Below are 26,224 nucleotides of genomic sequence, written 5' to 3' on the forward strand. Positions count from 1 at the left end.
TGTGCGGGGAATGCCTCGCGGCTACCATGGGTTGAAGCATTCGAAGGTCATTCGACTGCAGTTTCTAAGACGGAGAGCACATGCGTCAGGTCATCATCATCGGCTCCGGCCCCGCCGGATTCACGGCTGCCATCTACGCGGCCAGGGCGAACCTCAAGCCGCTGCTCATCGCGAGCTCCGTCGAGGTCGGCGGCGAGCTGATGAACACCACCGAGGTCGAGAACTACCCGGGCTTCCCCGAAGGCATCCAGGGACCGGAGCTCATGGCCAAGTTCCAGGAGCAGGCGGAGAAGTTCGGCACCGAGGTCGTCTACGACGACGTCACCGAGCTGCAGCTCGACGGTCCCGTCAAGAAGGTTATCCTCGGCAGCGGTGCGGAGCACGAGACGCAGTCCCTGATCTACGCGACCGGTTCCGCTTACCGCAAGCTCGGCATCGAAGGTGAAGAGCGCCTCTCGGGCTACGGCGTCTCCTGGTGTGCCACGTGCGACGGGTTCTTCTTCCGCGAGAAGACGATCGCGGTCGTCGGAGGCGGCGATTCCGCGATGGAAGAGGCCACGTTCCTCACCCGTTTCGCCGACAAGGTCTACGTCATCCACCGCAAGGACACCCTGCGAGCGTCGAAGATCATGCAGGAGCGCGCCTTCGCGAACGAGAAGATCGAGTTCGTCTGGAACAGTGAGGTCGCCGAGGTGCTCGGTGGTGACTCCGTGACCGGCGTGCAGCTGCGCTCGACCGTTGACGGCACCCTCAGCGACCTCCCGCTCGACGGACTCTTCATCGCCATCGGCAACGACCCGCGCACGCACCTCGTGCACGACAAGCTCGAGCTGACGTCGGAGGGCACCATCTGGGTCGACGGCCGTTCGTCGAAGACCTCGGTTCCCGGAGTCTTCGCTGCCGGCGACGTCATCGACCCCACCTATCGTCAGGCCATCACGGCTGCCGGCACGGGGACGGTCGCCGCTCTCGACGCGGAGCACTTCCTCGCAGACTTCGAAGACGCCTCCGTCGAGGTCCCGGCAGCCGAGGCCGCTGAGATCCTCACCGCCTCGGCATAGCCCGGGAACACTTTCCCCTCGTCGGCTGTTGTAGCAGACGAACCTCGAATCAAGGAGAACTCTGATGAGTGCAAAGGCTACGAGCCAGGCGACCTGGGAGCAGGACGTTCTGCAGGCCGACGGTCCGGTGCTGGTGGACTTCTGGGCTGAGTGGTGCGGTCCGTGTCGTATGGTCGCGCCGGTTCTGGACGAGATCCAGGCCGACAACCCCGACAAGATCACCATCCTCAAGCTCAACGTCGACGAGAACCCCGAGCTGGCGATGAAGTATCAGATCACGTCGATCCCGGCGATGAAGGTCTTCCACGGTGGTGAGGTCAAGACGACCATCATCGGCGCCAAGCCCAAGTTCGCGCTCGAGAAGGACCTCGCCGCATTCATCGGCTGATCCTCTGACAAGAAGGGGCCGTACCTCCCGGGGAGGTACGGCCCCTTCTTCGTCTCCGCGTCGCATCGCGGCCGCGACGCCGTTCGTCTCAGTGCTTGTCGTGCACCGCGACGTTCTCGAAGACCGCTGCCCAGCTCGGATCGTGAGGAACGAGAACCACGCCCACCTCAGGAGGCGTCGGCGACGGTCGGATCCCAGCGGCGGTGCCGCTGCTTCTCGTCCAGCAGGCCCCAGACAGCCGATGTCAGCTCCGGGTACTCCAGGGCGATCTGCCGGAGCACGCGATAGTGTCGGGCCGCATTGGGACGCACACCGTCGTTCGCATTGATGTTGTCCGCGCGCAACAGGTAGACGACGAGCTCATCGACGCTGGGGAGCTCCTCCATGAACTCCCAGGGGTCCTCTCCCCCGAGAAGGCGCTCCTGGATGAGGACCGCGAGTTCGTCCGCCGCTTCGGCACGCAGCACTTCCAGGCTGGCGCGACACTGTACGGACTCGGTCATACTTCAAGCCTACGTCGGCTGCGGGCCCCTCCGGCGCTCCACCTTCATGTTCTCGGTCATGTCTTCGAGCTCCCTGCCCTTGGTCTCCGGCACCTTGAAGAACACGAAGAAGAACGACAGGAGCGCGAAGAACGCGTAGAACCCGTAGGCGAACGTGAGGCCGATCTCAGCGAACGCCGGGAACGTCGTGGAGATGAAGAAGTTCGCGACCCACTGCGCTGCAGCCGCGACGGCGAGAGCACCGGCTCTGATCGAGTTCGGGAAGATCTCGCCCAGCAGCACCCACACCAACGGACCCCAGCTCGCGCCGAAGAACACGACGAAACCGTTCGCGCAGATCAGGGCGATGGTGGCCCACGGGTCGGGAAGCGTCGCCGTCCCCTGCGCGTCCAGCGTGCCGAACGAGAATGCCACCGCCATGAGGCCCAGCGTCACGGTCATCCCGACGGACCCCACCAGCAGCATGATCCGGCGACCGATCTTGTCCACCAGCAGAATCGCCACGATCGTGACGACGATGTTCGTGACCGAGGTGATGACGGAGGTGAGCAGAGCGCTGGATTCGTCGAAGCCCACCGACTGCCAGAGGGTCGTCGAGTAGTAGAAGATCACGTTGATGCCGACGAACTGCTGGAACACCGACAGCAGGATGCCGATCCAGACGATCGGCTTCAGGCCGAGACGGTTGCCGCGCAGGTCACGCAGCGACTCCGAGCGCTCCGTGTCGATGGTTCCGGTGATCTCGTCGATCTTCCCCTGCACATCGACGGTCCCGGTGACGGTCTCGAGAACGTCGGCAGCTCTCTTCAGCTCACCCTTGCGCACCAGATATCGCGGAGATTCCGGCAGCCGAAGCGACATGAGCCCGTAGACCAGGGCAGGGATCGCGGCCACCATGAACATCCAGCGCCACGCGGTGAGACCCCACAGCGGCTGGTCCGCGGCACCGGCGATACCGGCGAGCAGTGCGTCGGAGAGCAGTGCCGCGAAGATACCGGTGACGATGGCGAGCTGCTGCAGGGAGCCGAGGCGCCCGCGGATGGCGGCCGGCGATACCTCGGCGATGTAGGCCGGTGCGATCACCGAGGCAGCACCGACGCCGAGGCCCCCGATGACTCGCCAGATGATGAGATCGACGACGCTGAAGGCGAGACCGGAACCGATGGCGGAGATGAAGAACATCGCGGCGGCGACGACCATGACCGGGATGCGGCCGTATTTGTTGGAGACCGGACCCGCGAACCAGGCACCGACGGCGCAGCCGATGAGGGCCGAAGACACGGCGAAGCCCTTCAGGGCAGTCCCGAGATCGAACCCCGAGACGTCGCCCGCCAGCGCGTCGACGGCACCGTTGATCACGGCGGTGTCGAATCCGAAGAGGAAACCACCCAACGCGGCCGCGATACTGACGGCGATCACGCGGCGCTTGATGGCTGCTGGACCGGCTGTTCTCGACATGACATCCCCCTCGTCGTCACGATGACGCGAGTCTAGGCTAGCGCTGCTCCTGTCGGGAGATCACTTCGACGAGCCGTAGCCGCCCTCTCCCAGTTCTTCGAGAATGCGGTTGAGATCCTGGATCGAAGCGAAGTCGATCGTGACCTGGCCTTTTCGTGCACCTAGAGCGATCTTCACCCGGGTGTTCAACCGGTCACCGAGCTTGCCGGCGACCTCATCGAGGTACGCACGTCGTGCACCGGGAGTCGGCTTCACGGACTTGCCGGCGCTGGGCTGCGACTTGGCCGCTTCCTCCGTGGCGCGCACCGACAGGTCTTCGTTCACGACCTTGTCCGCGAGGCGCTGCATGGACTCGGGATTGTCGAGGCTGAGGATCGCGCGTGCGTGGCCCGCGGTCAGGACTCCCGCCGCCACCCGCTGCTGCACCGGCACCGGCAGTTTCAGCAGACGGATCGTGTTGCTGATCTGCGGACGAGAGCGTCCGATACGAGTGGCCAGCTCTTCCTGGGTGATCCCGAAGTCTTCGAGCAGCTGCTGATAGGCCGAGGCCTCTTCCAGCGGGTTCAGCTCGGAGCGGTGAAGGTTCTCGAGTAGCGCGTCCCGCAGGAGGTCTTCGTCGGCGGTGTCGCGGACGATCGCGGGGATGACGTCGAGACCTGCCTCGCGAGCGGCACGAGTGCGCCGCTCGCCCATGATGAGCTCGTACTGTCCCTCGGTGTTCTTGCGAACCACGACGGGCTGCAGCACACCGAACTCACGCACGCTGTGCACCAGTTCTGCCAGATCTTCGGGGTTGAAGTGTGTTCGAGGCTGGCGGGGGTTGGCGACGATCGTGTTCGGGTCGACCTGGATCAGGTGGATGCCGGGGACGATCTCGAGATCGGGTGCGTCGGCCTCCACCTCCGGCGCGGTCTCCGCGTTCGCCTGTCGCAGGCTCGCACCAGGGAAGAACACGTCGACGGGACGTTCCGACTGATCAGCTGTGGGGATGAGGGCGCCGATACCCCGACCCAGCCCAGTGCGCTTCGCCATCATTTCTCCTTGCTCTGCGTCGCTGTGCGCGACGCGATTTCAACAGCGGCCTCACGGTACGCGATCGCGCCGGCGGACTGACCGTCGTATGCGATCACGGTCTGACCGAAGCTGGGGGCCTCCGATACCCGGACGGAACGCGGGATGACCGTCTCGAGTACCTGCTCCGGGAAGTGCGTACGCACCTCTTCGGCGACCTGCTGCGCCAGGCGCGTACGACCATCGAACATCGTGAGCAGGATCGTGGAGAGGTGAAGGACCGGATTCAGGTGCTTCTGGATCATCTGAATGCTCCCGAGCAGTTGACTCAATCCCTCGAGGGCGTAGTACTCGCACTGGATCGGGATGAAGACCTCGGTCGCGGCCGTGAAGGCGTTGATCGTGAGCAGCCCCAACGAAGGGGGGCAGTCGATGATGACGAAATCCATAGGGTGGTCGGCCAGGTACGCCTCGAGCGCGCGACGCAGGCGATGCTCTCGGGCGACCTGTGCAACGAGTTCGATCTCTGCACCCGCGAGATGGATGGTGCTCGGCGCACAGAAGAGGTTCGAATCCTCGGGGCTCTCCTGCACGATGTCCGCCAGTGGGAGCTCATCGATCAGTACGTCGTAGACGCTGGGAATCTCAGCGCTGTGCGGCACACCCAAGGCCGTGGACGCATTGCCTTGGGGGTCGAGGTCGATGACCAGAACCTTCGCCCCCATTCCCGCCAGGGCGGAGGCGATGTTCACGGCGGTAGTGGTCTTACCCACACCGCCCTTCTGATTCGACACCGTCAGCACACGGGTTTCCCCGGTGAACTCCACGGTGGTGGCCTCGAGTGCGCGCCGGCGCGCGGAGAGGTCAGCGAGTTCCCGCGCGAGCGGCGTATCCATCCCGAACGATCCGTTCGATGACGTCTTCTCGGACTGTTTCACGTGAAACATCCACTCCTTTCGGGGCCGCGTTCCACTCTAATCGCTGGGACTGACCTTCGATGACGGAGCGTACGCCGTGGGCCCTTCGAGGGTACGTAGCGGGCGGAAAGGGATCCGAGATCTCAGGAGGTCTGAGGACCCCTTTTGGCGGTCGAGGCCGTTGTTTCACGTGAAACGGGGGTCGTTCGCGAGGCGCGTGCACCCTGGGAGCCGCTTCCTCCTCCGAAGAACGCCAGCGAGGCACAGCCTGGGTATGTCAGTTTTCGGGCGCCATGGACTTTCGTGCCGAGCCGCGTCTTCTGAAATGTGTTCCCGAGCCCGTGCACCCAACCGAAGCGCACTCCCTGAACTACATTCCCTTGACCGCACCCCCTGGCCGCAATACCTGAGCCGCACTCTCCTAGCCGCGCTGACCGAGCTACGCGCCTGAACCGAAGGTTTACATGGCCTGGCGCAGAGCGGCGTTCTTCCTCACATCAACTCGTCCGTACTGCGCTCACGGACAAGGCCGCTTGCGCCGGAGGGTGGGACTCGGCGCACCGCGCGAGCCCCGATGCTGCCGATCAGCCTCGTAAGGACGTACCTCGAGATGACCGCCCACGGCGCGACCACGGTACCTCGAGCCGTTTCACGTGAAACATGAGTGAAGGAGGGCTGCACGGACGAGAGCGGACACCAATACCAGCGCAGTGATTCCTGGAGGAAGTGCATCCACACCTGACCATGCGCTGGGAGGACGACCACGCGAATCCCCGCACCTCGGAGCGGGAAGCGGCGACCAGATCGCGCTCCGCCGCGAAGACCACTCTCCACAGGAAGTCCCAGTCTTGCGGCGAGTCGCAGATCTACAGGGAGTCCCCCTTCACAAGAGAGGCCGCAATCCGCAACATCGGCGATCGGTGGCCAAAAGGTCAGGCGCACATAGGTGAAACGCACATAAATGAGGCGCACATGGAAGAGATCGACCCTTGGAGGGATACGTCTCGCAAGCAAAGGACAGTGGCCACCGCCCTCCCCACCCCACTATCCGCGCCTCTCCAGATCAATGTCGCTCGTGCGGTTCTCCACGGCAGAACCGTTTTCACGCGCGATAACCGACGAACAGGCGGGAACGTTTCACGTGAAACACCCTTCCAAAGCCATCGAGAACCGTGAACGTGGCAGATGGGCATCCACGAAGGTGGGGTCGACATAGTGCTCGCTCCATCAAGGGGGACTCGGTGGAGCTTGAGCCGTCGATCTCGCGCCTGTACGCAACGTCAGCGTTTCACGTGAAACCAGGCAGTAAGCGTGATCGGCATCACCGGGTCCCCGCCGGCAGCAAGCCTGCGCACAACATTTCTTGGTGCGCATCTGCCGCACCCACACCCACACCCACACCCATCACGCTGGCAGCCCGCGACAACTCCACCGACGACAATCCGAGATGGCTATTCCCCACAACGTCGTCATTGCGCCCAGTCGAGCACCCAGAGACACAGGACCACTACGAGAGGCTGCGCCACGAGGTGCGTCTATCCACCGTGTTTCACGTGAAACATCTCCTCTAGTCTGCTCGACGAAGAAGTGCGCCGCGCAATGGGTGGCACTTCAGCGATCTCCGCGTCGAGCGGCGCCCAAGCCCCGATTTCCCCCAGATAGACATAGCAAGGACGGAGCACCGGTATGCTTGGCCCGCTCCCACCAGGATCCTCCGTTGGGAGCCCAACCGCATCCCCGGGTCGTCTGGCCTCTACGGAAAACAGGCGCCCGACAATTCATCACGTCCAAAGCCGACATCACTCCGGCGCGAGGCAAACTGGCCCCGACAGCACGACACAGAAAAGCGGGGTGTTTCACGTGAAACACCCCGCCTTCCTGTGGAACTGGACGGTCCTAGCGAACGCGCGCGCGAACCACCCGGGTGGTCTCGGGGAGGATACCCTCCCCCAAGACCTCGACCCTCACATCCGTCAGACGGAACTTCTTGATCTGCTTCTGGGCCGCCTCGATCTCATTCGGTGCGTTCATTCCCTTGAGGAGAGCGAGTTCGCCGCCATCTCGAACCAGCGGAGCAGTCAACGGAACCAGGGTGCGCAGTGCGCTGACGGCGCGAGCAGTCACGACATCAAAGCCTTCCGCAGGACGTACATCCTCCGCACGCGATCGAAGAACGGTCACGTTCGAGAGCTCCAGTCCATCGACCTGCTCGTTGAGCCAGGTGACGCGTCGCTCCATCGGTTCAACAAGAGTCCACTGCACGTCCGGGCGGGCGATCGCGAGCACCAGGCCAGGAAGTCCGGCACCCGAGCCGATATCAGCGACGGAACCGTGGAAGAGAGGAGCAGCGATCACGCTGTTGAGGATGTGACGCGTCCATAGCCGTGGGAGCTCGAGTGGACCGATGAGGCCCCGCTCTTCCCCCTCGCGAGCGAGAGCTGAGGTGAACGAACGTGCCACATCGATGCGGTCTCCGAAGAGTTCGGAAGCGACCGAGGGTTCCTGCTCCAGCTCACTCATGCCTGCCCCCGAAACGATGTTTCACGTGAAACATCAACGACGGCGAAGAACCGTGTGGCGGTCGGCGCCCTCACCGTAGGACTCGGAGACCAGACCCCGTTCGGCAGCAATGTCGTGCACCAGCTTGCGCTCGTAACTCGACATCGAAGGCAGGGACGCCTGGGACGAGCCCTCGTCGAGCTTCGCGGCGGCGGCATCGACCAACGTCTCCAACTGACGGCGACGGGTGTCGCGGGAGCCGGCGATGTCGAGGATCAGTCGAGAGAACGACCCGGTCTTGCTCTGCACCGCGAGACGCGTCAGTTCCTGCAGCGCCTGCACCGTATCCGGGGCGGAGAGCAACGCCAATGCATCTCCCTCGGCCTCGACCGAGACATAAGCGCGGCCCTGACGAACGTCGAGGTTCAAGTCGCCATCGATGTCCGCGATGTCGAGAAGTTCCTCGAGATAGTCCGCGGCGACGTCGCCTTCGTTCTCGAGCTGAGCCACGGTGGGCTCGGTGCTGTCGGTCATGGTCTCGCTCATGAACCGCTCCCCTTCTTCTTCGCGCGCTTCTTGCCGACCGGCTGCTGACGCTTCGGTGCTTCCGCCTTGGCCTTCTCGGCCTCTTCGAGCAAACGCTGCTGCTCCGCCTCATAAGCGGCCATCGGGACGACCTTGCCCGAGGAATCGATGGCCTTGCCCTTGCGGGCGAGACGCTCCTCGCGAGCCTTGGCGGCTTCTGAACCGGGTGTCGGCATCTCGCGGATGACGAGGAACTGCTGGCCCATGGTCCAGAGGTTCGAGATGAACCAGTACACGACGACGCCCAGCGGGAAGAAGACACCGGAGAAGATGAAGCCCAGCGGCAGCACGTAGAGCATGATCTTCTGCATCTGGTACGCCTGGCCGGTCTTGGCCTCGGGCGACAGGTTCTTCGAGATGATCTGCAGCTGTGTGAAGAACTGCGAAGCGATCATGAGGACGACGAGCGTGACCAGGATGACGATCGCCGTGGTGTTCTTCGCATCGATCGCATTGCCGAGGTTCTCGTGCAGCGAGGCGACACCGAACAGCTTGGCGTCGTAGAACTCCTTCGTCAGCTCCGGGCTCAGGAGCCCGACGCCACCACCACCTGCCTTCGCATGCTTGCTCACATCGCTCAGCACGCTGTACAGCGAGAAGAAGATCGGCATCTGCACCAGCAGAGGCAGACAGCTCGACATCGGTGTCGTGCCGTGCTTCTTGTACAGCGCCATGGTCTCGCGGCTCATGGCCTCGCGAGAGAGCTGATCCTTCTTACCGCGGTACTTCTCCTGAACTTTTCGCAGTTCAGGAGCAATTTCCATCATCTTTCGCTGACTCTTGATCTGCTTCACGAAAAGCGGGATCAGAGCGGCACGGACCACGACGACGAGTCCGACGATCGACAGCACCCAGGTGATGCCGGATGCCGCAGGAAGCCCGACGGCGGTGAACAGCCAGTGCCAGGCGACGAGGATGAGCTCGACGACCCACTTGAGCGGCCACAGGATGGTGCCGATCAGATCGAACCCACCTGCCGCGGGTTCGGGGCTGGGAGTTGCACTGGCGAGCAGAAGGTCAAGACCCACCGATCAGTCCTTTCGGGAAGGGACGACGAAACCGTGTGCAGTCAGGTCGTAACGGAAGTGGTCGTGCGGACGGACATCATCGACGCCGCCGGTAGTCCAGGGGTTGCAGCGGAGGATGCGCCATGCCGAGAGCGCTGCTCCCTTCACTGCACCGTGCTGCTGCACCGCACCTACAGCGTAGGCGGAACAGCTGGGATAGTACGCACAGACATCTCCGTACATCGGGGAGATGACCTTGCGATACGCGGTGAGGAATCCCAGCACGAGATTGCGCGGGATCACCGGGATGCTGCGGATCAGGTCCTGCGCGTGCAACTGCGCGGTCCCGACAGACGAGGCTGGAAGCGCGGTCATGCCGACACCGCGGCAGGAGCCGGCGTCAGTCTGCCCAAGCAGCGTTCGACATCGGCTCGAAGCTCCGCGAAGGAGGCCGTGGCAGACGCAGGAAGGGCACGGATGACGACATCCGTGCCCTCGGGAACACCCGGGAGCGCCTCCGCGCACACGGCTTTGAGCCGACGACGCACGGTGTTGCGCACCACAGCGGTGCCTACCTGCTTGCTGATGATGAATCCGAACCTTGCGGCTCTGCTCTCGCCCGTCGTCAGCATCGAGGTGATGACGCGCGCCCCGCCACAACGGGAACCGCGACGAACGACCAGACGATAGTCGCTCCCGCGGGTCAGCCGATACGGGCGGGCGAGCACAGCGGACTACGCAGAGAGCTCGGTGCGGCCCTTCGCGCGGCGTGCAGCGAGGATGCCGCGGCCTGCACGCGTACGCATGCGGGCACGGAAGCCGTGCTTCTTGGCGCGACGACGGTTGTTGGGCTGGAAGGTGCGCTTGCTCATGGAATCACTCCGGGAATGCTGCCACCGGGTTCACTTCGACCGGAGACATGGGGTACTGCCAAAAATGGCATAAGTCAACCAAGTAAGGGTACGTCTTACCGGCGCGCAGAGCAAATCTGCGCGCTCCTCTGGTGGTCTTCCGGTACGAACCGCACAGCCATTATCCACAACCCCGGGTCGGCCGGCAGCTGCAACACGCACGCGTGTTTTCAAGGGCAGGTTGCCGTTCACAGCCGGGATGACTACCGTGGCATCCTAAGTTATCCACAGGGGACACGGCACGTCGACCCCGCCTCGATCACTCGTCCGGAGCGTCATGTCATCACCTGCCCAGCCCGACGTCCCCATCTGGACCACGGTGCAGGAGCTTCTGGTCGACGACGATCGGGTCACACCTCAGCTGCAGGGCTTCCTCAGTCTCGCCGTCCCGGCAGGAGTGATGTCGGCGACGCTGTATCTGGAAGTGCCGAACGATCTCACCGCGGCGCAGATCAACAAGCGCCTGCGCCTGCCGATCATGGAGGCCCTCTCGCACATCGGCGAAGAGGTCACGTCCTACCGCGTCGTCGTCAACCACGAGCTGGCAGAGCAGCAGACGGCGCCGATCGCGGTCGGCGACTTCGGGCGCCACGAGCAGGTGCGTGTCGAATCCCCCATGGAACAGCCGACCCAGCTGCGCCACGAATCGCGGCTGAATCCGAAGTACACCTTCGACAACTTCGTGATCGGACAGTCCAACCGCTTCGCGCACGCCGCGGCCGTCGCGGTCGCCGAAGCGCCGGCCAAGGCCTACAACCCCCTCTTCATCTACGGAGACTCCGGTCTCGGGAAGACCCACCTCCTTCACGCCATCGGCGACTACGCGCAATCCCTCTACGCAGGGGTCAAAGTCCGCTACGTCTCGAGCGAGGAGTTCACGAACGACTTCATCAACTCGATCGCGAACAACCGCGGCGCCGCGTTCCAGGCGCGCTACCGCGACGTCGACATCCTCCTGATCGACGACATCCAGTTCCTGCAGGGACGCGCCGAGACGCAGGAAGCCTTCTTCCACACCTTCAACACACTGCACGATCACAACAAGCAGGTCGTGATCACCAGTGACGTGGCCCCGAAGCACCTGACCGGGTTCGAAGACCGGATGCGCAGCCGCTTCGAGTGGGGTCTGATCACCGACGTGCAGGCGCCCGACCTCGAGACGCGTATCGCGATCCTCCGGAAGAAGGCGCAGAGCGAGGCCCTCCATATTCCCGACGAGGTACTCGAGTACATCGCGACCGTGGTGTCATCGAACATCCGCGAACTGGAGGGCGCACTCATCCGGGTGTCGGCCTTCGCGAGCCTGAACCGCTCCGCTCTCGACATCTCCCTGGCGCAGACCGTGCTCCGCGACATCATCGACACGGCTGAGGACAACATCATCTCGCCGACCGACATCATCACGGCGACTGCACAGTACTTCAAGCTCACGGTCGACGATCTCTACGGCTCCAGCCGGTCGCAGCAGATCGCGACCGCCCGCCAGATCGCGATGTACCTGTGTCGCGAGCGGACCAGTCTCTCCCTGCCGAAGATCGGACAGCTGTTCGGCAACCGCGACCACACCACGGTCATGTACGCGTACAAGAAGATCAGCGAGCTCATGAAGGAGCGCCGCTCCATCTACAACCAGGTCACCGAGATCACCACGCAGCTCGGACGACGCTGACACGCCGCGTCTCCGAGAAAAAGGGGAGGACAGCACCTCAACCGGTGCCGTCCTCCCTTTTTTTGTGAGCCCGACAGGGATTCTGATCGTCGGATAGATGCCTCTATGCACATGTGGATAACTTGTGGATGACCGTGGATTCCATCGGGACGAATGTGGGCTGATCACCCAAACCTGTGGATAACTCGGGGAGGGCCATCACCGACCGGAAAGCCCGGAACCCGCGGATTCCTCAGGGTTTCCACAACTGACAACTGTGTAGTTCCCTACTCGCCACTGCTATCCACCGAGTTATCCACAGTATCCACAGCTGTTAACACCGTTAAGGAGTTAAGTCATTCAAGGCGCGATCCGATCACCAGACGGTGGGGACAACTGGTCGACCGAATGACAGGAACCTCAGCGTAGGGATACGCCGGACTGTGGGGCTAGCATGGGAAGCCCTGCACCGGCAGGGCCGACGACAACGCGTCACAGTTCGACGACAAGGGAGCACCCGTGAGGTTTCAGGTCAACCGCGATGTCTTCAGCGAGGCTGTCTCGTTCGTCGTCAAGCTTCTGCCGCAGCGCAATCCTCAGCCGATCCTCGCCGGCGTCCTGATCGAAGCCGATGGTTCCGGTCTGACGCTCTCGGCATTCGACTACGAGGCTTCCGCCCGCACCACCATCGAGGCGACGGTCGAGACCCCGGGAACGATCCTGGTGCACGGCCGGCTTCTCTCGGACATCGCCAGCCGACTTCCGAACGCTCCGATCGAGATCGCCGTCGAGGAAGACGGGGGCATCGCGGTCACCTGCGGCTCCGCACGATTCACCCTCGCAGCCATGCCCGTCGAGGAATACCCCTCGATCCCCGAGGTGACCGGTTCGTCCGGTGTGGTCCCGGCCGACGACTTCGGCACGGCGATCGCCCAGGTCGGATTCGCCGCGTCGCGTGACGACGTGACTCCTGTGCTCACGGGTGTGCAGCTCGAGGTCTCGGGACACACCCTGAGCCTCGTCGCGACAGACCGCTACCGCGTCTCGCTGCGGGATGTGCCGTGGGACGGCGAGGCCGTCGAAGCCACCGCCCTGGTCCCTGCCCGCACTCTGCTCGAGGTCGGCAAGACCTTCGGACACGCCGGCACGATCCAGGTGGCGTTCTCCGGAGCGGGCGACCGAGAGATCATCGCCTTCACCGCGGGCAACAAGACCGTCACTTCTCTCCTGATCAAGGGCAACTTCCCGCCTGTACGCCGACTGTTCCCCGAGCAGACCGACCATTACGCGGTCGTGAACACCGCAGACCTCGTCGAGGCCGTTCGCCGAGTCTCACTCGTGCTCGATCGTGCTGCTCCCCTGCGTTTCACGTTCTCGAACGACAGTGTGACGATGGACGCCTCCGGCGGAGATCACGCACGGGCATCCGAGTCGGTCGACGCGATCCTCTCCGGTGGCGATGAGGTCACGCTGGGCCTGAACCCGCAGTACCTGATCGAGGCTCTCGGCGCCGTCAAGAGCGAGTTCGTGCGCGTCACGTTCACGTCGAGCGACAACGCCAACAAGTTGAGCCCCGTGCTCATCACGAGCCAGACCTCGGTCGACCAGGCGGGTCTCGACTCGTTCAAGTACCTGCTCCAGCCGAACCTCCTCCTGCGCTGATCTTCTCCGCTTCCTCCATACCCGGAACGTTCCCCGGGAAGCACGGACTGTCAGACCCCGAAGGTAGGCTGACTCCGTGATTGTGGAGCACCTGAGTCTGGTCGATTTCCGCAATTACGCGACCGCTGAACTCACCCTCCACCGCGGACCCAACGTGCTCGTCGGGCGCAACGGTCAGGGAAAGACGAATCTGGCAGAAGCCGTGGTGTTCCTCGCCACGCTCGGGTCGCACCGGGTGTCATCTGATGCGCCGATGGTCCGCGATGGCCAGGAGTTCGCGGTGATCCGTGCCCGACTGTCGCACGGAGAGCGTCGCGTGCTCGCCGAGATCCAGGTGAACAGGCAGGGATCGAACAAGGCTCGCATCAACGGATCGCCGTCGAAGCCGAACGAACTCCCCCGCTACGCGCACGTCGTGCTGTTCGCTCCGGAAGACCTGCAGATCGTGAGGGGGGACCCCTCCGCTCGGCGCCGCTTCACCGATCAGCTCCTCATCCAGCGCACGCCGAGGCTCGCCGCTGTGCTCGCCGACTACGACCGCGTCCTGAAGCAGCGCAATGCGCTGCTGAAGTCGGCGCGTGCTCGCGGCGTTCGCGGCGAAGGTCTGAGCACTCTGGACGTCTGGGACGACAAGCTGGTCTCCCTCGGATCGGAGATCATCACCGCCCGTCAGCGCCTGGCGGCGGATCTGCAGCAGCCCGTGGCCGATGCCTACGAGGCGATCGCCGGTGCAGATCATCGTCCCCAGCTGGAATGGGCGCTCTCGGTGGGCGGCGGAGACCCCGAAGAGGGGGAAGAGGGAGCGGAAGGTGCCGAGACGGGGCCGTCCGCAGACAGACTCACCGATCCGATTCGTATCGCCGAGGTGTTCCGCGCATCCCTCGCGGCGAAGCGATCGAAAGAACTCGATCGCGGACTGACCCTCACCGGGCCGCACCGAGACGACCTGGTGCTGCGGGTCCGCGACCTCCCGGTCAAGGGATACGCCTCCCACGGGGAATCGTGGTCGGTGGCTCTCGCCCTGCGGCTCGCGTCGGCCGAGCTGCTCCGCAGCGAATCTCCCGCCGGCGATCCGGTGCTCATCCTCGACGACGTCTTCGCAGAACTCGACGCCGATCGGCGTCAGCGGTTGGCGGCCTTGACCGCCGGTTATGAGCAAGTGGTGGTCACGGCAGCGGTGGAGGAGGATATCCCCGAGGTGCTGCATGCCCACGTGGTACGGATCAGCGCCGGAACCATCAGCGACGAGCGGGAGGCGACGGATGACTGACGCGGCACGCCATCCGTCCGCTTCGAGCCCCTCGGCACCGACTCCGGACACTCCCCCTCCGGTGGCCGATGTTCCCGAGACGATCGGCACCTATCTGCGGCTGCGCGGGCTGCAGCCGAGTTCCAAGAGCTGGAAACGCAAGCGACGCATCGCGACCGACGACGACAACGCACCCTTCACGCCCGGGCGAGACCCCGGCGCGCTCGGTGCGGTGCTCGACAAGCTGAGTCGTGACTCGGGCTGGCAGATCACCCTCGCGCGAGAAGATCTCGTGCGCCAATGGGCTGATCTCGCCGGCGCAGACACCGCGAAGCACTCCGAACCCGTCTCCCTGGAGCGCGGCCTGCTCACCGTGAAGTGCGACTCGACCGCATGGGCGAAGAACCTGCAGTTCATGCGGGCGACGATTCTCACCGAGATCTGCCGACGGTATCCCGATGCGGGCGTCGAGAACCTCCGCTTCATCGGACCGGACGTTCCCTCGTGGAAATGGGGTCCCAGAGCCGTTCCAGGACGGGGCCCGCGCGATACCTACGGGTAGGGCACCACGCGAGGGGGTCGAAAGGCTCAGAGGCCCACACACGGCCGTTGAGCGGCGTTTCCCGATGAAACTCCGCTAGAATGGGAGTTCGTGATATCGATGTGGAGAATGCCCTCTGATGACGCCTGAATCCCCTGCTGACGAGACGGAATCGAACACCGGGGGAACCCCCGCAACCGAGGGCACCATCGCACCCAAGGCGAAGCAGCCGGGTGAGTACGGTGCGGATTCGATCCAGATCCTCGAAGGCCTCGAAGCCGTGCGCAAGCGCCCCGGCATGTACATCGGGTCCACCGGGCCTCGAGGACTCCACCACCTGGTCTACGAGATCGTCGACAACTCCGTCGATGAGGCACTGGCCGGTTACGCCGACACGATCTTCGTGACGATGCTCGCGGATGGCGGTGTGCGCGTCGTCGACAACGGTCGCGGCATCCCGGTCGACCCGCACTCGTCGGACCCCAACAAGTCGACGGTCGAGGTCGTGCTCACCATCCTGCACGCCGGTGGAAAGTTCGGCGGTGGTGCCTACGCCGTCTCCGGTGGTCTGCACGGTGTCGGCTCCTCCGTCGTGAACGCGCTGTCGACGCGCTTCGACGTCGAGGTCAAGCAGAAGGGCTTCGTCTGGCGGCACAGCTTCGCCGACGGCGGTATCCCCCAGCAGAAGCTCGAGAAGGGCGAAGCGACCGAAGAGACCGGAACGAGCATCACGTTCTGGCCGGACGCCTCGATCTTCACCGAGACGATCGAGTTCGAGTACGACACCCTGCGCACGCGGTTCCAGCAGATGGCATTCCTCAACAAGGGCCTTCGCATCGAGCTGCGCGACGAGCGGGAGTCCTCCGCCTACGAGGTGGAGGAAGACGGGGCCACCGTCACCAAGCAGCCCGGCGACGTGTTCTTCTACGAACGGGGTCTCGTCGACTACGTCGAGTACCTCAACAAGGTGCGTCACGCCGAAGTCGTCAACGACGAGATCATCGCGTTCGAATCGGAGGACACCGAGCGCAAGATCTCGCTCGAGGTCGCGATGCAGTGGACCACGTCGTACACCGAGAACGTCTTCACCTATGCGAACACGATCAACACCCACGAGGGTGGAACGCATGAGGAGGGCTTCCGCGCGGCGCTGACCACCCTGGTCAACAAGTACGCCCGCGCGAACAACCTGCTCAAGGAGAAGGACGACAACCTCTCCGGCGACGACGTGCGCGAGGGCCTGACGGCGGTCATCTCGATCAAGCTCGGCGAACCGCAGTTCGAGGGCCAGACGAAGACCAAGCTCGGCAACACCGAGGCCAAGGCGTTCGTGCAGAAGGTCGTCGGCGATCAGCTCGGGGACTGGTTCGAGCGCAACCCGAACCAGGCGAAGAACGTCATCCGCAAGGCGATCGACGCCGCGACCGCTCGCCTCGCCGCCCGCAAGGCGCGCGAGACCGCCCGCCGCAAGAGCGTCTTCGAGTCGGCCGCCATGCCGGACAAGCTCAAGGACTGCACGAGCAAGGACCCGTCCATCAGCGAGATCTTCCTGGTGGAGGGTGACTCGGCCGGTGGCTCCGCGGTGCAGGGTCGCGACCCGCACACGCAGGCGATCCTGGCGCTGCGAGGGAAGATCCTCAACGTCGAGCGCGCGCGTCTCGACAAGGCCCTGGGCAACAAGGAAGTCCAGGCGATGATCCAGGCCTTCGGCACGGGCATCGGCGAAGAGTTCGACATCGAGAAGGCGCGCTATCACAAGATCGTGCTGATGGCCGATGCCGACGTCGATGGCCAGCACATCACGACGCTGCTGCTGACGTTGCTCTTCCGCTACATGCGCGGTCTGATCGAGGCCGGCTTCGTGTACCTCGCCATGCCGCCGCTGTACCGCCTGAAGTGGTCCAACTCCGCGCACGAGTACGTGTTCAGCGACGCCGAGCGCGATGCCTTGCTCAAGCACGGCATCGACAACGGCAAGCGGATCCCGAAGGACGCCGGCATCCAGCGGTACAAGGGTCTCGGTGAGATGAACCCGAAGGAGCTATGGGAGACGACGATGGATCACACCACGCGCACCCTGCAGCAGATCACCATCGAGGATGCCGCCGCGGCCGACGAGATCTTCAGCGTGCTGATGGGCGAGGACGTCGAGTCCCGACGCAGCTTCATCCAGCGCAACGCCAAGGACGTCCGCTTCCTCGACATCTGATGCCCGCGGGCTCAGACCAGATGTGTGACAGAGAGATTGATTCATGACTGACGAAGAACGCACCGAGCCGGAACACGATCACGGCAAGATCGATCAGGTCGACCTGCAGTCGGAGATGCAGCGCAGCTACCTCGACTACGCGATGGCCGTCATCGTGGGGCGCGCGCTCCCCGACGTGCGCGACGGGCTCAAGCCCGTGCACCGCCGTGTGATCTACGGCATGTATGACGGCGGCTTCCGCCCCGACAAGTCGTTCTCGAAATGCGCCCGTGTGGTGGGCGAGGTCATGGGCCAGTACCACCCGCACGGCGACTCGGCGATCTACGACGCCCTCGTGCGACTGGTGCAGCCGTGGTCGCTGCGGTATCCGCTGGCTCTCGGCCAGGGCAACTTCGGGTCCCCGGGCAACATGGGCGCGGCAGCCCCGCGATACACCGAGACCAAGATGGCCCCGCTCGCGCTCGAGATGGTGCGCGACATCGAAGAAGACACCGTCGACTTCACCGACAACTACGACGGCCAGACGCAGGAGCCGACGGTCCTCCCGGCCCGCTTCCCGAACCTGCTCGTCAACGGCTCGGTCGGTATCGCGGTCGGCATGGCCACGAACATCCCCCCGCACAACCTGCGCGAGGTGTCCGATGCGGCGCTCTGGGCACTCGACAACCCCGGCATCTCCCGTGAGGAGCTGCTCGAAGGTCTCATCCAGCGCGTCCCCGGTCCCGACTTCCCGACCGGTGCGCAGATCCTCGGCACCAAGGGCATCCACGAGGCGTACCGCACGGGTCGCGGCTCGATCACGATGCGCGCGGTCGTCAACGTCGAGGAGATCCAGGGCCGCACCTGCCTCGTCATCACCGAGCTGCCGTACCAGGTGAACCCCGACAACGTGGCGGTGAAGATCGGCGACCTCGCCCGTGACGGCAAGATCACCGGTATCGCCGACATCCGCGATGAGTCGTCGGACCGCACGGGTCAGCGTCTGGTCGTCGTGCTCAAGCGCGACGCGGTCGCGAAGGTCGTGCTGAACAACCTCTACAAGCACACGCAGCTGCAGGAGAACTTCGGCGCGAACATGCTCGCGATCGTCGACGGCGTGCCGCGCACCCTCGCGATCGACGGTTTCATCACGCACTGGATCTCCCACCAGATCGACGTGATCGTCCGCCGCACCGAGTTCCGTCTGCGCGAGGCCGAGAAGCGCATGCACATCCTGCGCGGATATCTGAAGGCGCTCGACGCCCTCGACGAGGTCATCGCGCTCATCCGCCGCTCGCAGACCACGGCGGATGCGAACGAGGGACTCCAGAAGCTCCTCGACATCGACGAGATCCAGGCCGACGCGATCCTGCAGATGCAGCTGCGCCGTCTTGCGGCTCTCGAGCGTCAGAAGATCATCGATCAGGCGAACGAGCTCGAAGCGCAGATCACCGATTACAAGGCGATCCTGGCCGACGAGGGTCGTCAGCGCACCATCATCCGCGAAGAACTGACGGGCATCGTCGACCGCTTCGGCGACGAGCGTCGCACGCACATCCTGCACGGCTTCGACGGCGATGTCTCGATGGAAGACCTCATCGCCGAAGAGGAGATGGTCGTCACCGTCACGCGCGAGGGGTACATCAAGCGCACGCGCAGCGACAACTACCGTTCTCAGCACCGTGGCGGCAAGGGCGTCAAGGGTGCGCAGCTGCGCGCGAACGACATCGTCGAGCACTTCTTCGTGACGACCACGCACCACTGGCTGCTGTTCTTCACCGACAAGGGGCGCGTCTACCGCGCGAAGACCTACGAGGTGCCCGAGGCCGGACGCGACGCGAAGGGCATGCACGTCGCGAACCTGCTCGCCCTGCAGCCGGACGAGAACATCGCCCAGGTGCTCGACATCCGCGACTACCAGGTGGCCGACTACCTGGTGCTGGCGACCCGTGAGGGCCTCGTCAAGAAGACGCGACTCGAGGCGTACGACACCAACCGCCAGGGCGGCGTCATCGCGATCCGTCTGAACGACGAGGACGAGCTCGTCAGCGCATTGCTCGTGAACGCCGAGGACGACATCCTCCTCATCAGCCGCCGCGGCATGTCGGTGCGCTTCGAGGCGACCGATGAGGCCCTGCGGCCGATGGGTCGGGCGACGGCCGGTGTCCGCGGCATGAAGTTCAAGATCGACGAGGACTGCCTGCTCTCGGCATCCGTCGCAGCGCCGGGCAAGTTCGTCTTCGTCGTGACCGACGGAGGCTACGCGAAGCGCACCGCGGTGGAGGAGTATCGGGTGCAGGGACGCGGCGGAACAGGCATCAAGGTCGCCAAGCTCAACGACGATCGGGGCACTCTCGCGGGTGGTCTGATCGTCTCCGAGGACGACGAGGTCTTGGTGGTTCTCTCCAGCGGCAAGGTGGTACGCTCTGCCGTGGCCGAGGTCCCCGCCAAGGGTCGAGACACCATGGGAGTGGTGTTCGCCCGGACGACGGAGGCCGATCGCATCCTCGCCATCGCCCGTAACGGTGAGCGTGGCCTCGCCGAAGACGAGGCGGATGCGGAGGATGCCGAGACCCAGGCCCCCGAGACGACACCGACCCCCGAGGATACAGACGCATGAGCACAGTGGCCGACAAGCTGGCGAAGAAGTCGACCCGCAAGACCAGCGGCAAGCAGGTACGCCTCCGACTGGTCTACGTGGACTTCTGGTCGGCCGTGAAGCTCTCGTTCCTCGGAGCGGTGGCCCTCGCGGTCGTCACGATGGTCTCGTTCTTCCTCATCTTCCTGGTGTTCCAGGCGACGGGGATCATGACCACGGCGGAGAGCTTCCTGCTCGGCATCACCGACAACACGTTCGTGCTCTCCGAGGTCGTCGGACTTCCGCAGGTGATGGCGTTCGCGGCGGTTGTCGCGATCCTGAACCTCATCGTCTTCACGGTGCTCGGCGCCGTCGTCGCGGGAATCTACAACCTCGCAGTGAAGGTCACGGGCGGACTGCTCGTCGGCTTCATGTCGAACTGATCCTCGGAACGTTTCACGAAGGGCGGGTGCTTCGGCATCCGCCCTTCGCTGTTTCTCTTCGCGCTTTCTCTAGACGACGCCCGTCGTGCCGAGAAGCGTGCCGATGAGCCAGGTCGCCGCCAGGGCGAGCCCACCACCGATCACCAGTCGGACCGATGCTCGCACGGGCGCCGAACCTCCGATCTTCGCGGACAGTGTTCCCGTGACGGCCAGGGCGAGGAGGACGGCGACGAAGGTCACCGGAACCCGCCACTCCGGCGGCGGAAGGAGGATGGCGAGCAAGGGCAATAGCGCGCCGAGGGTGAAAGCGATCGCCGACGACATCGCCGCATGCCAGGGATTGACGAGGTCGTCCTGGTCGATGCCGAGTTCGACCTCCAGGTGCGCGGCGAGGGCATCGTGCGCGGTGAGCTCTTCGGCCACCTGTCGCGCCGTCTCGTCCGAGAGCCCCCTCTCGCGATAGAGCTGCGTGAGTTCATCGAGCTCCACAGCGGGCATCGTGCGCAGCTCCTCGCGCTCTTTCGCGATGAGGGCACGTTCGCTGTCTCGCTGACTGCTCACCGAGACGTACTCCCCGAGGGCCATGGAGATCGCTCCGCCGACCAGGCCGGCGATACCCGCCGTGAGGAGCGCCGCGTTGTCGGTCGTGGCACCGGCGACCCCGACCACGAGGGAGGCGACCGAGACGATGCCGTCGTTCGCTCCGAGAACTCCCGCACGCAGCCAGTTCAGTCGCTGACCGAGACCGGCACCGTGCGGTTCACCTTCATGCGCTGTCATGCCCCCAGTGAAGCAGACGGTGGCCGGAGAAGGAGGAAGTCCGCGACGGGCATTACGGAAAACCCGAAGTCGAGTGTCTGGTTGACTCGGTATCGAGCCCATCCGGCCCGCCGTACCTTGGAACCATGACCACTCAGACTGCGACTCCGACTCCCGCAACGGCGGTGAAGCCGCCGTTGCGCATCTTCCTCACGATCCTGCATCTGGCAGGTGTCGGCATCCTCGGTGGTGCCATCTTCGGCATGCTCGGCGGGCTCTTCGGCACGGGCCTCGGACTTCTCTTCGCCGCCGGTATCGGGCTCATCATGCTGGTGGGACTGGTCTACGCGCTCTACGGTGTGGGCTGGTTCGAGGTCGCTCGTGTCGGTGCGCTGTACCGCACGCCGATCCCACCGCTGCGTCTGCAGCCGCGCGACCGTCCCGGCTTCGTCGGTTGGTTGCGAGCTCTCGGGCGCCAGGCCATCGACGGGCGCATGTGGCGCGCGGTCGCGAACTTCGCCATCTCTGCGCTTCTCGGCTGGCTGGTGCTCCGCCTGTTCTGGGGTCTGGTGTGGTCCATCATCATCTCGTTCGCTCCCCTCACCGCGGCGGATTCGGTCATGGGACCGTTCGGTGGGGGAGGCATCCCTGTCGCATGGGCGCCGCTGATCGGCATCTTGGGAATCGCGGCCTGCGTCGTCGGGACCATCGGCTTGGCGCTGCTGCACCGCACGCTCTCGCTCGCGATCGTGATCCGCAGCAAGGAGACCGAGCTCACCGAGCGCGTGCGCACCTCGACCGCGCAGCGGGAGGGCGCCGTGCGCGCAGCCGACGTGGAGCGCACCCGCATCGAGCGCGACCTGCACGACGGTGTCCAGCCCCGACTCGTGTCGGTCGGCATGACGCTCGGCCTCGCGCAGCAGAAGATCGACAACGATCCCGAGGCCGCGAAGGAGCTCATCAACGAGGCGCACACCTCGACCAAGGCGGCCATCACCGAGCTGCGTCAGCTGGCTCGGGGCATCCACGCCTCGATGCTAGATGACAGAGGCCTCGACGCTGCACTGTCGGCACTCGCTGGACGCTCGCACATCCCCGTGCACCTGGATGTGCGCATGGACGGGCGGTGCAGTCGCGAGGCCGAGGCTGCCGTGTACTTCTCGATCGCCGAGTCGCTGACCAACGCGGCGAAGCACTCGAGAGCCAGCGAAGCCCGCGTGATCGTGCGGCTTCGAGAGGGCAACACGCTCTGGGCACGCGTCGAGGACAACGGCATCGGCGGCGCTCAGGTGCAGCCCGGCGGCGGGCTCGACGGCATCGCGAATCGCATCCTGGCCGCAGGGGGAACCTTCCGCCTCGACAGTCCCCAGGGCGGGCCGACGAGCCTGGAGGTGAACGTACCGTGCGCATCCTGATCTGCGAGGACTCGGTCCTCCTGCGCGAGGGCCTGGTCCGTCTGCTCGAAGACGCCGGCCATGAGGTGGTCGCCGCCCTCCCCGACATCGAGGGTCTCGACCAGGCCGTCGCCACCACGACCCCCGACCTGTGCATCCTGGACGTGCGTCTCCCCCCGACGTTCACCGATGAAGGCATCCGGGCCGCTCTCGGTCTGCGCTCGACGCATCCGTCTCTCGCGATCCTGGTGCTCTCGCAGTACGTCGAAGAGCGGTATGCGTCGGATCTGATCGCGGCGCAGGGTGGGCCCCTCGGCTACCTGCTCAAGGATCGGGTCGCCGACGTCTCCGAGTTCCTCGCCTCGGTGCAGCGGATCTCCGAGGGCGCCACCGTGCTCGACCCCGAGGTCGTCGCCCAGCTGCTGACCCGCCGCAACCGCGACGATCGAATGCTGCGGCTCACGGAACGCGAGCGCACCGTGCTCGCACTGATCGCCGAGGGCAAGTCGAACCAGGCGATCGCGGGGCTGCTGTTCCTCTCAGAGGCGAGTGTCGAGAAGCACATCACCTCCATCTTCCAGAAGTTGGGCTTCGAGCAGGACGAGGCGGGAAACCGTCGCGTGCTCGCCGCCCTCGCACACATCGAGAACACCGGCGGCCCGACGCCGCCGACAGGCCAGACAGGAGTGGCACGATGACCACCGACAACAACGGCACCCCGGGCGAGCACGCCCCACTCACCCCGCCGCCGCCCTCCCCGCCCCAAGGAACGGCCCCGCAGGCGGGTCCGTCCTCTCCTGCCGCGCCTTCTACAGGCGCGTCCACTCCTTTCGCGCCGACCAACGGGCGCACCCCAGGGGCGACCGCGGTCATGGTGGTGACGGCGGTGGTCGGGGGGATCGCGCTTCTCGGGGCCGGCGGCACGGCTGCTGCCGCGGCGGCCGGGACCATCGTGTCGTCGAGTCGTCCGGACTCCGTGCAGAGCGTGGACGTCGAGGGGCTGGACAGCATCGACCTCGCCGCCGATGCCAGCAGCATGCGGGTCGAGTTCGGCGACGTCGACGAGGCCACACTCGCCATCACGAACGGGCGCGGTACACCGTGGACGTTCGAGCGCGATGGCGACGAGCTGGTCGTCCGGAGTCCACAAGGAGTCTTCGGGTGGTGGCTCGGCGGCTGGTTCGGTGATGAGGAGATCGCCGTGCTCACGCTCCCGGAAAGTCTTCGCGACGCAGGACTCGACGCCGACCTGAACCTCGATGCGGGCAGCCTCGACGTGAACGGCGACTTCGGTGTGCTCGACGTCAGCGTCAACGCCGGAGCGCTCGACGTCGAAGGGGCCGCGAAGGAACTCGATGTGCAGATGAGCGCCGGCCGCGCCGACATCCTCCTCGACGGCGTCTCCCAGGCGGACCTCGGCGTCTCCGCCGGCGATCTCACGGTCGAGCTCACGGGTACTCCCCCGACCCGGACGGCGATCGACGTGAGCGCCGGCACCCTCGATCTGACCGTTCCCGACGTGGAGTACGCGATCTCTCAGGAGATCAGCGCGGGCACGCTGAATGCCGAGGTCGACGAGGCTTCGAGCGCGCGGAGGACGATCGAGGTCTCGCTGTCGGCCGGCACCGCGACCATCCGACCGGGCCGCTGAACACGCTCGAGGGGGAGGACACTCCCGGGTGCTCCCCCTCGATTCGGATTTTCCGTATTTCTCCGGTAAAGTCTTGGAGGTTGACGGGGCTATAGCTCAGGCGGTTAGAGCGCTTCACTGATAATGAAGAGGTCCCAGGTTCAAGTCCTGGTAGCCCCACTCCTTAACTCAAGAAAATCCCTCACGGGGCCTTAGCTCAGTTGGTAGAGCGCCTGCTTTGCAAGCAGGATGTCAGGAGTTCGAATCTCCTAGGCTCCACAGGATCGAGAAGCCCCCGGCCCCCCGGCCGGGGGCTTCTTCTGTTGAGGCGGGTGTCGACCCATCGCGTCTGCCTGGTTGTGCATCTCCGCCCACGGGGGGACGCGAATCGTCCCGGTGGACGACGCGAGGGAGTGAATACTTCACGTAGCGTGTTACCCATGTAGAGCTTGCCTCGTGCTGAGCTGCTTCAGATCAATGTCGCCCCCGCACATGGCAGGGCCGGCTCCAGCTCGCAAGACTCAGGAGACACATGGACATCCTCGAATGGGTGAGGACGACCGCATCAGCCCTTCCCGACCCTCTGGTCTGGGCCCTCGGCGGATTGTTCGCCTTCCTCGAGAACGGCTTGGGCCTCGGCTTCTTCCTGCCCGGTGAGACGATCGTCGTCTTCCTCTCCGCTTCGCTCTCCGACGTCTGGGCGGTGGTGGTGATGTTCCTCGTGGTCGTCGTCGCGGGAAGCGCGGGAGACCACGTCGGCTATCTCCTCGGGCGACACTTCGGCGTCGGCATGCGTGACCTCAAACTGGTCAAGCGACTCGGGATCGATCGATGGGATCGGGCCGTCGAGATCCTCCACCGGCGCGGTGCGATCGCCGTCTTCCTCACACGACTCGTCCCTGTCGTTCGCACGTTGACCCCGGCTGCTGCGGGCGTTGCGAAGGTGAGGTACCCGTCGTTCCTGCTCGCCTCGCTCGCCGGAGCAGCGACCTGGGCTGCGATCTACGTCAGCGTCGGGTTCCTGTTGAGGGCATCCCTCGACGCCGTCACCAAGGCGCTGGGACCGATCAGCAACGTGCTGCTCCTCGTCGTGGTCGCCGGCGTCGTCGTCTTCTTCGCGGTGCGATTCATCCGCACCCGGTCGCTCGCACGCGCCGTCGATGCGACCGATGATGCTGCGCCCATCCAGCCCACCGTCGTCGACCGTCTCTTCCGTGAAGACGAATGGCGCACGTGGCCCAACCTCATCACCGGGATCCGCCTGCTCCTGCTGCCGGTGTTCCTCTGGCTGATCACCGCCAGGATGCTGTGGGCCGCGCTGGTCGTCATCGGCCTGGTCTTCCTGACGGATTGGCTCGACGGTTGGCTCGCGCGGCGGACGAACAGCGTCTCCGCCCTCGGCACCTGGCTCGATCCGGTCGCCGACCGGATCACGGTGGTCGTCACGGCCGTCGCCTTCACGCTCGGGCATCTCATCCCGTGGGAGACGCTCGTGCTGCTGCTCATCCCCGACGTCCTGCTCGGATCGGCCGCCCTGCTCTTCTTCCGAGGAAACCCGGCAGTCCCGGTCACGATGGTCGGGAAGGTCCGGACGGCTCTGATCTTCGTCGGACTCCTCGGCGTCCTCCTCGGCAGTGCGCTGAGTGAGTCGGGTCTGGAATCGCTGAGCTGGATCGTCGGGATGTCGTTCCTGCTGTTCCTGATCGGGATCGTCGGTCACTACATCGCGGCGTCCCAGTACGCCCGTGCCATGATCACGCAGAAGCTGAGTGTGCGCGAAGGCTGAAGCTCG

The 26,224-nt window shown here is 64.8% G+C and carries 23 protein-coding genes, 2 tRNA genes and 1 pseudogene; 15 read left to right on the forward strand and 11 right to left on the reverse strand.

The features are described from left to right. The first annotated feature begins 80 nt into the window (after positions 1-80). A complete protein-coding gene (gene trxB / locus MicroSTF_RS12180; protein WP_021201396.1) occupies positions 81-1,061 on the forward strand; it encodes a thioredoxin-disulfide reductase in 981 nt (326 codons plus the stop codon). Between the two features lie 64 nt (positions 1,062-1,125). Beyond that, entirely contained in the window at positions 1,126-1,449 is a 324-nt protein-coding gene (gene trxA, locus MicroSTF_RS12185) for a thioredoxin (RefSeq protein WP_021201395.1), read from the forward strand. A gap of 167 nt (positions 1,450-1,616) precedes the next feature. Here the strand turns inward: trxA and MicroSTF_RS12190 are convergent, their stop codons facing one another. From MicroSTF_RS12190 to rpmH, 10 genes and pseudogenes are all read right to left on the reverse strand, one after another. After that, positions 1,617-1,952 (reverse strand): tryptophan synthase subunit alpha, encoded by a 336-nt coding sequence (locus tag MicroSTF_RS12190; RefSeq protein WP_322955923.1) that lies wholly within the window; start codon positions 1,950-1,952, stop codon positions 1,617-1,619. A 9-nt stretch (positions 1,953-1,961) separates the two neighbouring features. Beyond that, a complete protein-coding gene (locus MicroSTF_RS12195; RefSeq protein ID WP_231479931.1) occupies positions 1,962-3,410 on the reverse strand; it encodes a sugar porter family MFS transporter in 1,449 nt (482 codons plus the stop codon). A 60-nt stretch (positions 3,411-3,470) separates the two neighbouring features. Then, positions 3,471-4,442 carry a ParB/RepB/Spo0J family partition protein gene (locus MicroSTF_RS12200; protein WP_021201391.1) on the reverse strand — a complete coding sequence of 324 codons (972 nt, stop codon included), beginning with the start codon at positions 4,440-4,442 and terminating at the stop codon, positions 3,471-3,473. Beyond that, the gene (locus MicroSTF_RS12205; RefSeq protein WP_021201390.1) at positions 4,442-5,368 is read right to left on the reverse strand and encodes a ParA family protein; all 927 of its coding nucleotides are present in this window, start codon (positions 5,366-5,368) and stop codon (positions 4,442-4,444) included. Before MicroSTF_RS12205 ends, MicroSTF_RS12200 begins: the two co-directional genes overlap by 1 nt. A gap of 1,866 nt (positions 5,369-7,234) precedes the next feature. Beyond that, a pseudogene (gene rsmG, locus MicroSTF_RS12210) lies at positions 7,235-7,932 on the reverse strand (16S rRNA (guanine(527)-N(7))-methyltransferase RsmG). Next, positions 7,892-8,383: a protein jag gene (locus MicroSTF_RS12215; protein ID WP_021201388.1), complete on the reverse strand. Its 492-nt coding sequence runs from the start codon at positions 8,381-8,383 to the stop codon at positions 7,892-7,894. Before MicroSTF_RS12215 ends, rsmG begins: the two are co-directional and overlap by 41 nt. Then, positions 8,380-9,450, reverse strand: coding sequence for a membrane protein insertase YidC (gene yidC, locus MicroSTF_RS12220; protein WP_021201387.1), 1,071 nt, complete (start codon positions 9,448-9,450; stop codon positions 8,380-8,382). Before yidC ends, MicroSTF_RS12215 begins: the two co-directional genes overlap by 4 nt. Positions 9,451-9,453: 3 nt before the next feature. Further along, complete coding sequence (gene yidD / locus MicroSTF_RS12225; protein ID WP_029259463.1) at positions 9,454-9,804, reverse strand: membrane protein insertion efficiency factor YidD; 351 nt, start codon at positions 9,802-9,804, stop codon at positions 9,454-9,456. Then, positions 9,801-10,157 carry a ribonuclease P protein component gene (rnpA, locus tag MicroSTF_RS12230; RefSeq protein WP_021201385.1) on the reverse strand — a complete coding sequence of 119 codons (357 nt, stop codon included), beginning with the start codon at positions 10,155-10,157 and terminating at the stop codon, positions 9,801-9,803. The genes yidD and rnpA overlap by 4 nt, the downstream gene beginning before the upstream one ends. Before the next feature lie 6 nt (positions 10,158-10,163). Further along, positions 10,164-10,301 (reverse strand): 50S ribosomal protein L34, encoded by a 138-nt coding sequence (rpmH, locus tag MicroSTF_RS12235; protein WP_013584598.1) that lies wholly within the window; start codon positions 10,299-10,301, stop codon positions 10,164-10,166. A gap of 439 nt (positions 10,302-10,740) precedes the next feature. On the opposite strand from rpmH, the gene dnaA reads away from it, so the two are divergent. The 7 genes from dnaA to MicroSTF_RS12270 all read left to right on the forward strand — a co-directional run bounded on the left by dnaA (position 10,741) and on the right by MicroSTF_RS12270 (position 20,649). Beyond that, positions 10,741-12,009, forward strand: a complete 1,269-nt coding sequence (gene dnaA, locus MicroSTF_RS12240; protein WP_372446043.1) for a chromosomal replication initiator protein DnaA — start codon at positions 10,741-10,743, stop codon at positions 12,007-12,009. A 498-nt stretch (positions 12,010-12,507) separates the two neighbouring features. After that, on the forward strand, positions 12,508-13,650 hold the full coding sequence (gene dnaN / locus MicroSTF_RS12245; RefSeq protein WP_021201384.1) for a DNA polymerase III subunit beta: 1,143 nt from the start codon (positions 12,508-12,510) through the stop codon (positions 13,648-13,650). Between the two features lie 76 nt (positions 13,651-13,726). Continuing rightward, a complete protein-coding gene (recF, locus tag MicroSTF_RS12250; RefSeq protein ID WP_031208177.1) occupies positions 13,727-14,920 on the forward strand; it encodes a DNA replication/repair protein RecF in 1,194 nt (397 codons plus the stop codon). Beyond that, positions 14,913-15,461, forward strand: coding sequence for a DUF721 domain-containing protein (locus MicroSTF_RS12255; RefSeq protein ID WP_322955949.1), 549 nt, complete (start codon positions 14,913-14,915; stop codon positions 15,459-15,461). Before recF ends, MicroSTF_RS12255 begins: the two co-directional genes overlap by 8 nt. A gap of 118 nt (positions 15,462-15,579) precedes the next feature. Further along, on the forward strand, positions 15,580-17,649 hold the full coding sequence (gene gyrB / locus MicroSTF_RS12260; protein WP_021201381.1) for a DNA topoisomerase (ATP-hydrolyzing) subunit B: 2,070 nt from the start codon (positions 15,580-15,582) through the stop codon (positions 17,647-17,649). Between the two features lie 43 nt (positions 17,650-17,692). Further along, the gene (gene gyrA, locus MicroSTF_RS12265) at positions 17,693-20,248 is read left to right on the forward strand and encodes a DNA gyrase subunit A (protein ID WP_021201380.1); all 2,556 of its coding nucleotides are present in this window, start codon (positions 17,693-17,695) and stop codon (positions 20,246-20,248) included. Further along, complete coding sequence (locus MicroSTF_RS12270) at positions 20,245-20,649, forward strand: DUF3566 domain-containing protein (RefSeq protein ID WP_017829919.1); 405 nt, start codon at positions 20,245-20,247, stop codon at positions 20,647-20,649. Before gyrA ends, MicroSTF_RS12270 begins: the two co-directional genes overlap by 4 nt. Positions 20,650-20,718: 69 nt before the next feature. Here MicroSTF_RS12270 and MicroSTF_RS12275 read toward each other — a convergent pair whose 3' ends face one another. Beyond that, the gene (locus tag MicroSTF_RS12275) at positions 20,719-21,429 is read right to left on the reverse strand and encodes a VIT1/CCC1 transporter family protein (RefSeq protein WP_021201379.1); all 711 of its coding nucleotides are present in this window, start codon (positions 21,427-21,429) and stop codon (positions 20,719-20,721) included. 125 nt (positions 21,430-21,554) lie between these two features. Between MicroSTF_RS12275 and MicroSTF_RS12280 the strand changes: the two genes are divergently transcribed. The 6 genes from MicroSTF_RS12280 (at position 21,555) to MicroSTF_RS12305 (ending at position 26,218) form a co-directional block, all read left to right on the forward strand. Further along, positions 21,555-22,823 carry a sensor histidine kinase gene (locus tag MicroSTF_RS12280; RefSeq protein WP_322955954.1) on the forward strand — a complete coding sequence of 423 codons (1,269 nt, stop codon included), beginning with the start codon at positions 21,555-21,557 and terminating at the stop codon, positions 22,821-22,823. Then, a complete protein-coding gene (locus MicroSTF_RS12285; protein ID WP_029259469.1) occupies positions 22,811-23,500 on the forward strand; it encodes a LuxR C-terminal-related transcriptional regulator in 690 nt (229 codons plus the stop codon). The genes MicroSTF_RS12280 and MicroSTF_RS12285 overlap by 13 nt, the downstream gene beginning before the upstream one ends. Then, entirely contained in the window at positions 23,497-24,453 is a 957-nt protein-coding gene (locus MicroSTF_RS12290) for a hypothetical protein (protein ID WP_322955956.1), read from the forward strand. The genes MicroSTF_RS12285 and MicroSTF_RS12290 overlap by 4 nt, the downstream gene beginning before the upstream one ends. An 85-nt stretch (positions 24,454-24,538) precedes the next feature. Then, a tRNA-Ile gene (locus MicroSTF_RS12295) sits at positions 24,539-24,612 on the forward strand. 26 nt (positions 24,613-24,638) lie between these two features. Continuing rightward, positions 24,639-24,711, forward strand: a tRNA-Ala gene (locus tag MicroSTF_RS12300). 253 nt (positions 24,712-24,964) lie between these two features. Further along, positions 24,965-26,218, forward strand: a complete 1,254-nt coding sequence (locus MicroSTF_RS12305; protein ID WP_167254963.1) for a CDP-alcohol phosphatidyltransferase family protein — start codon at positions 24,965-24,967, stop codon at positions 26,216-26,218. The last annotated feature ends 6 nt before the right edge of the window (positions 26,219-26,224 follow it).

It is taken from the genome of Microbacterium sp. STF-2, assembly GCF_034650155.1.
GTDB lineage: Bacteria > Actinomycetota > Actinomycetes > Actinomycetales > Microbacteriaceae > Microbacterium > Microbacterium maritypicum_A.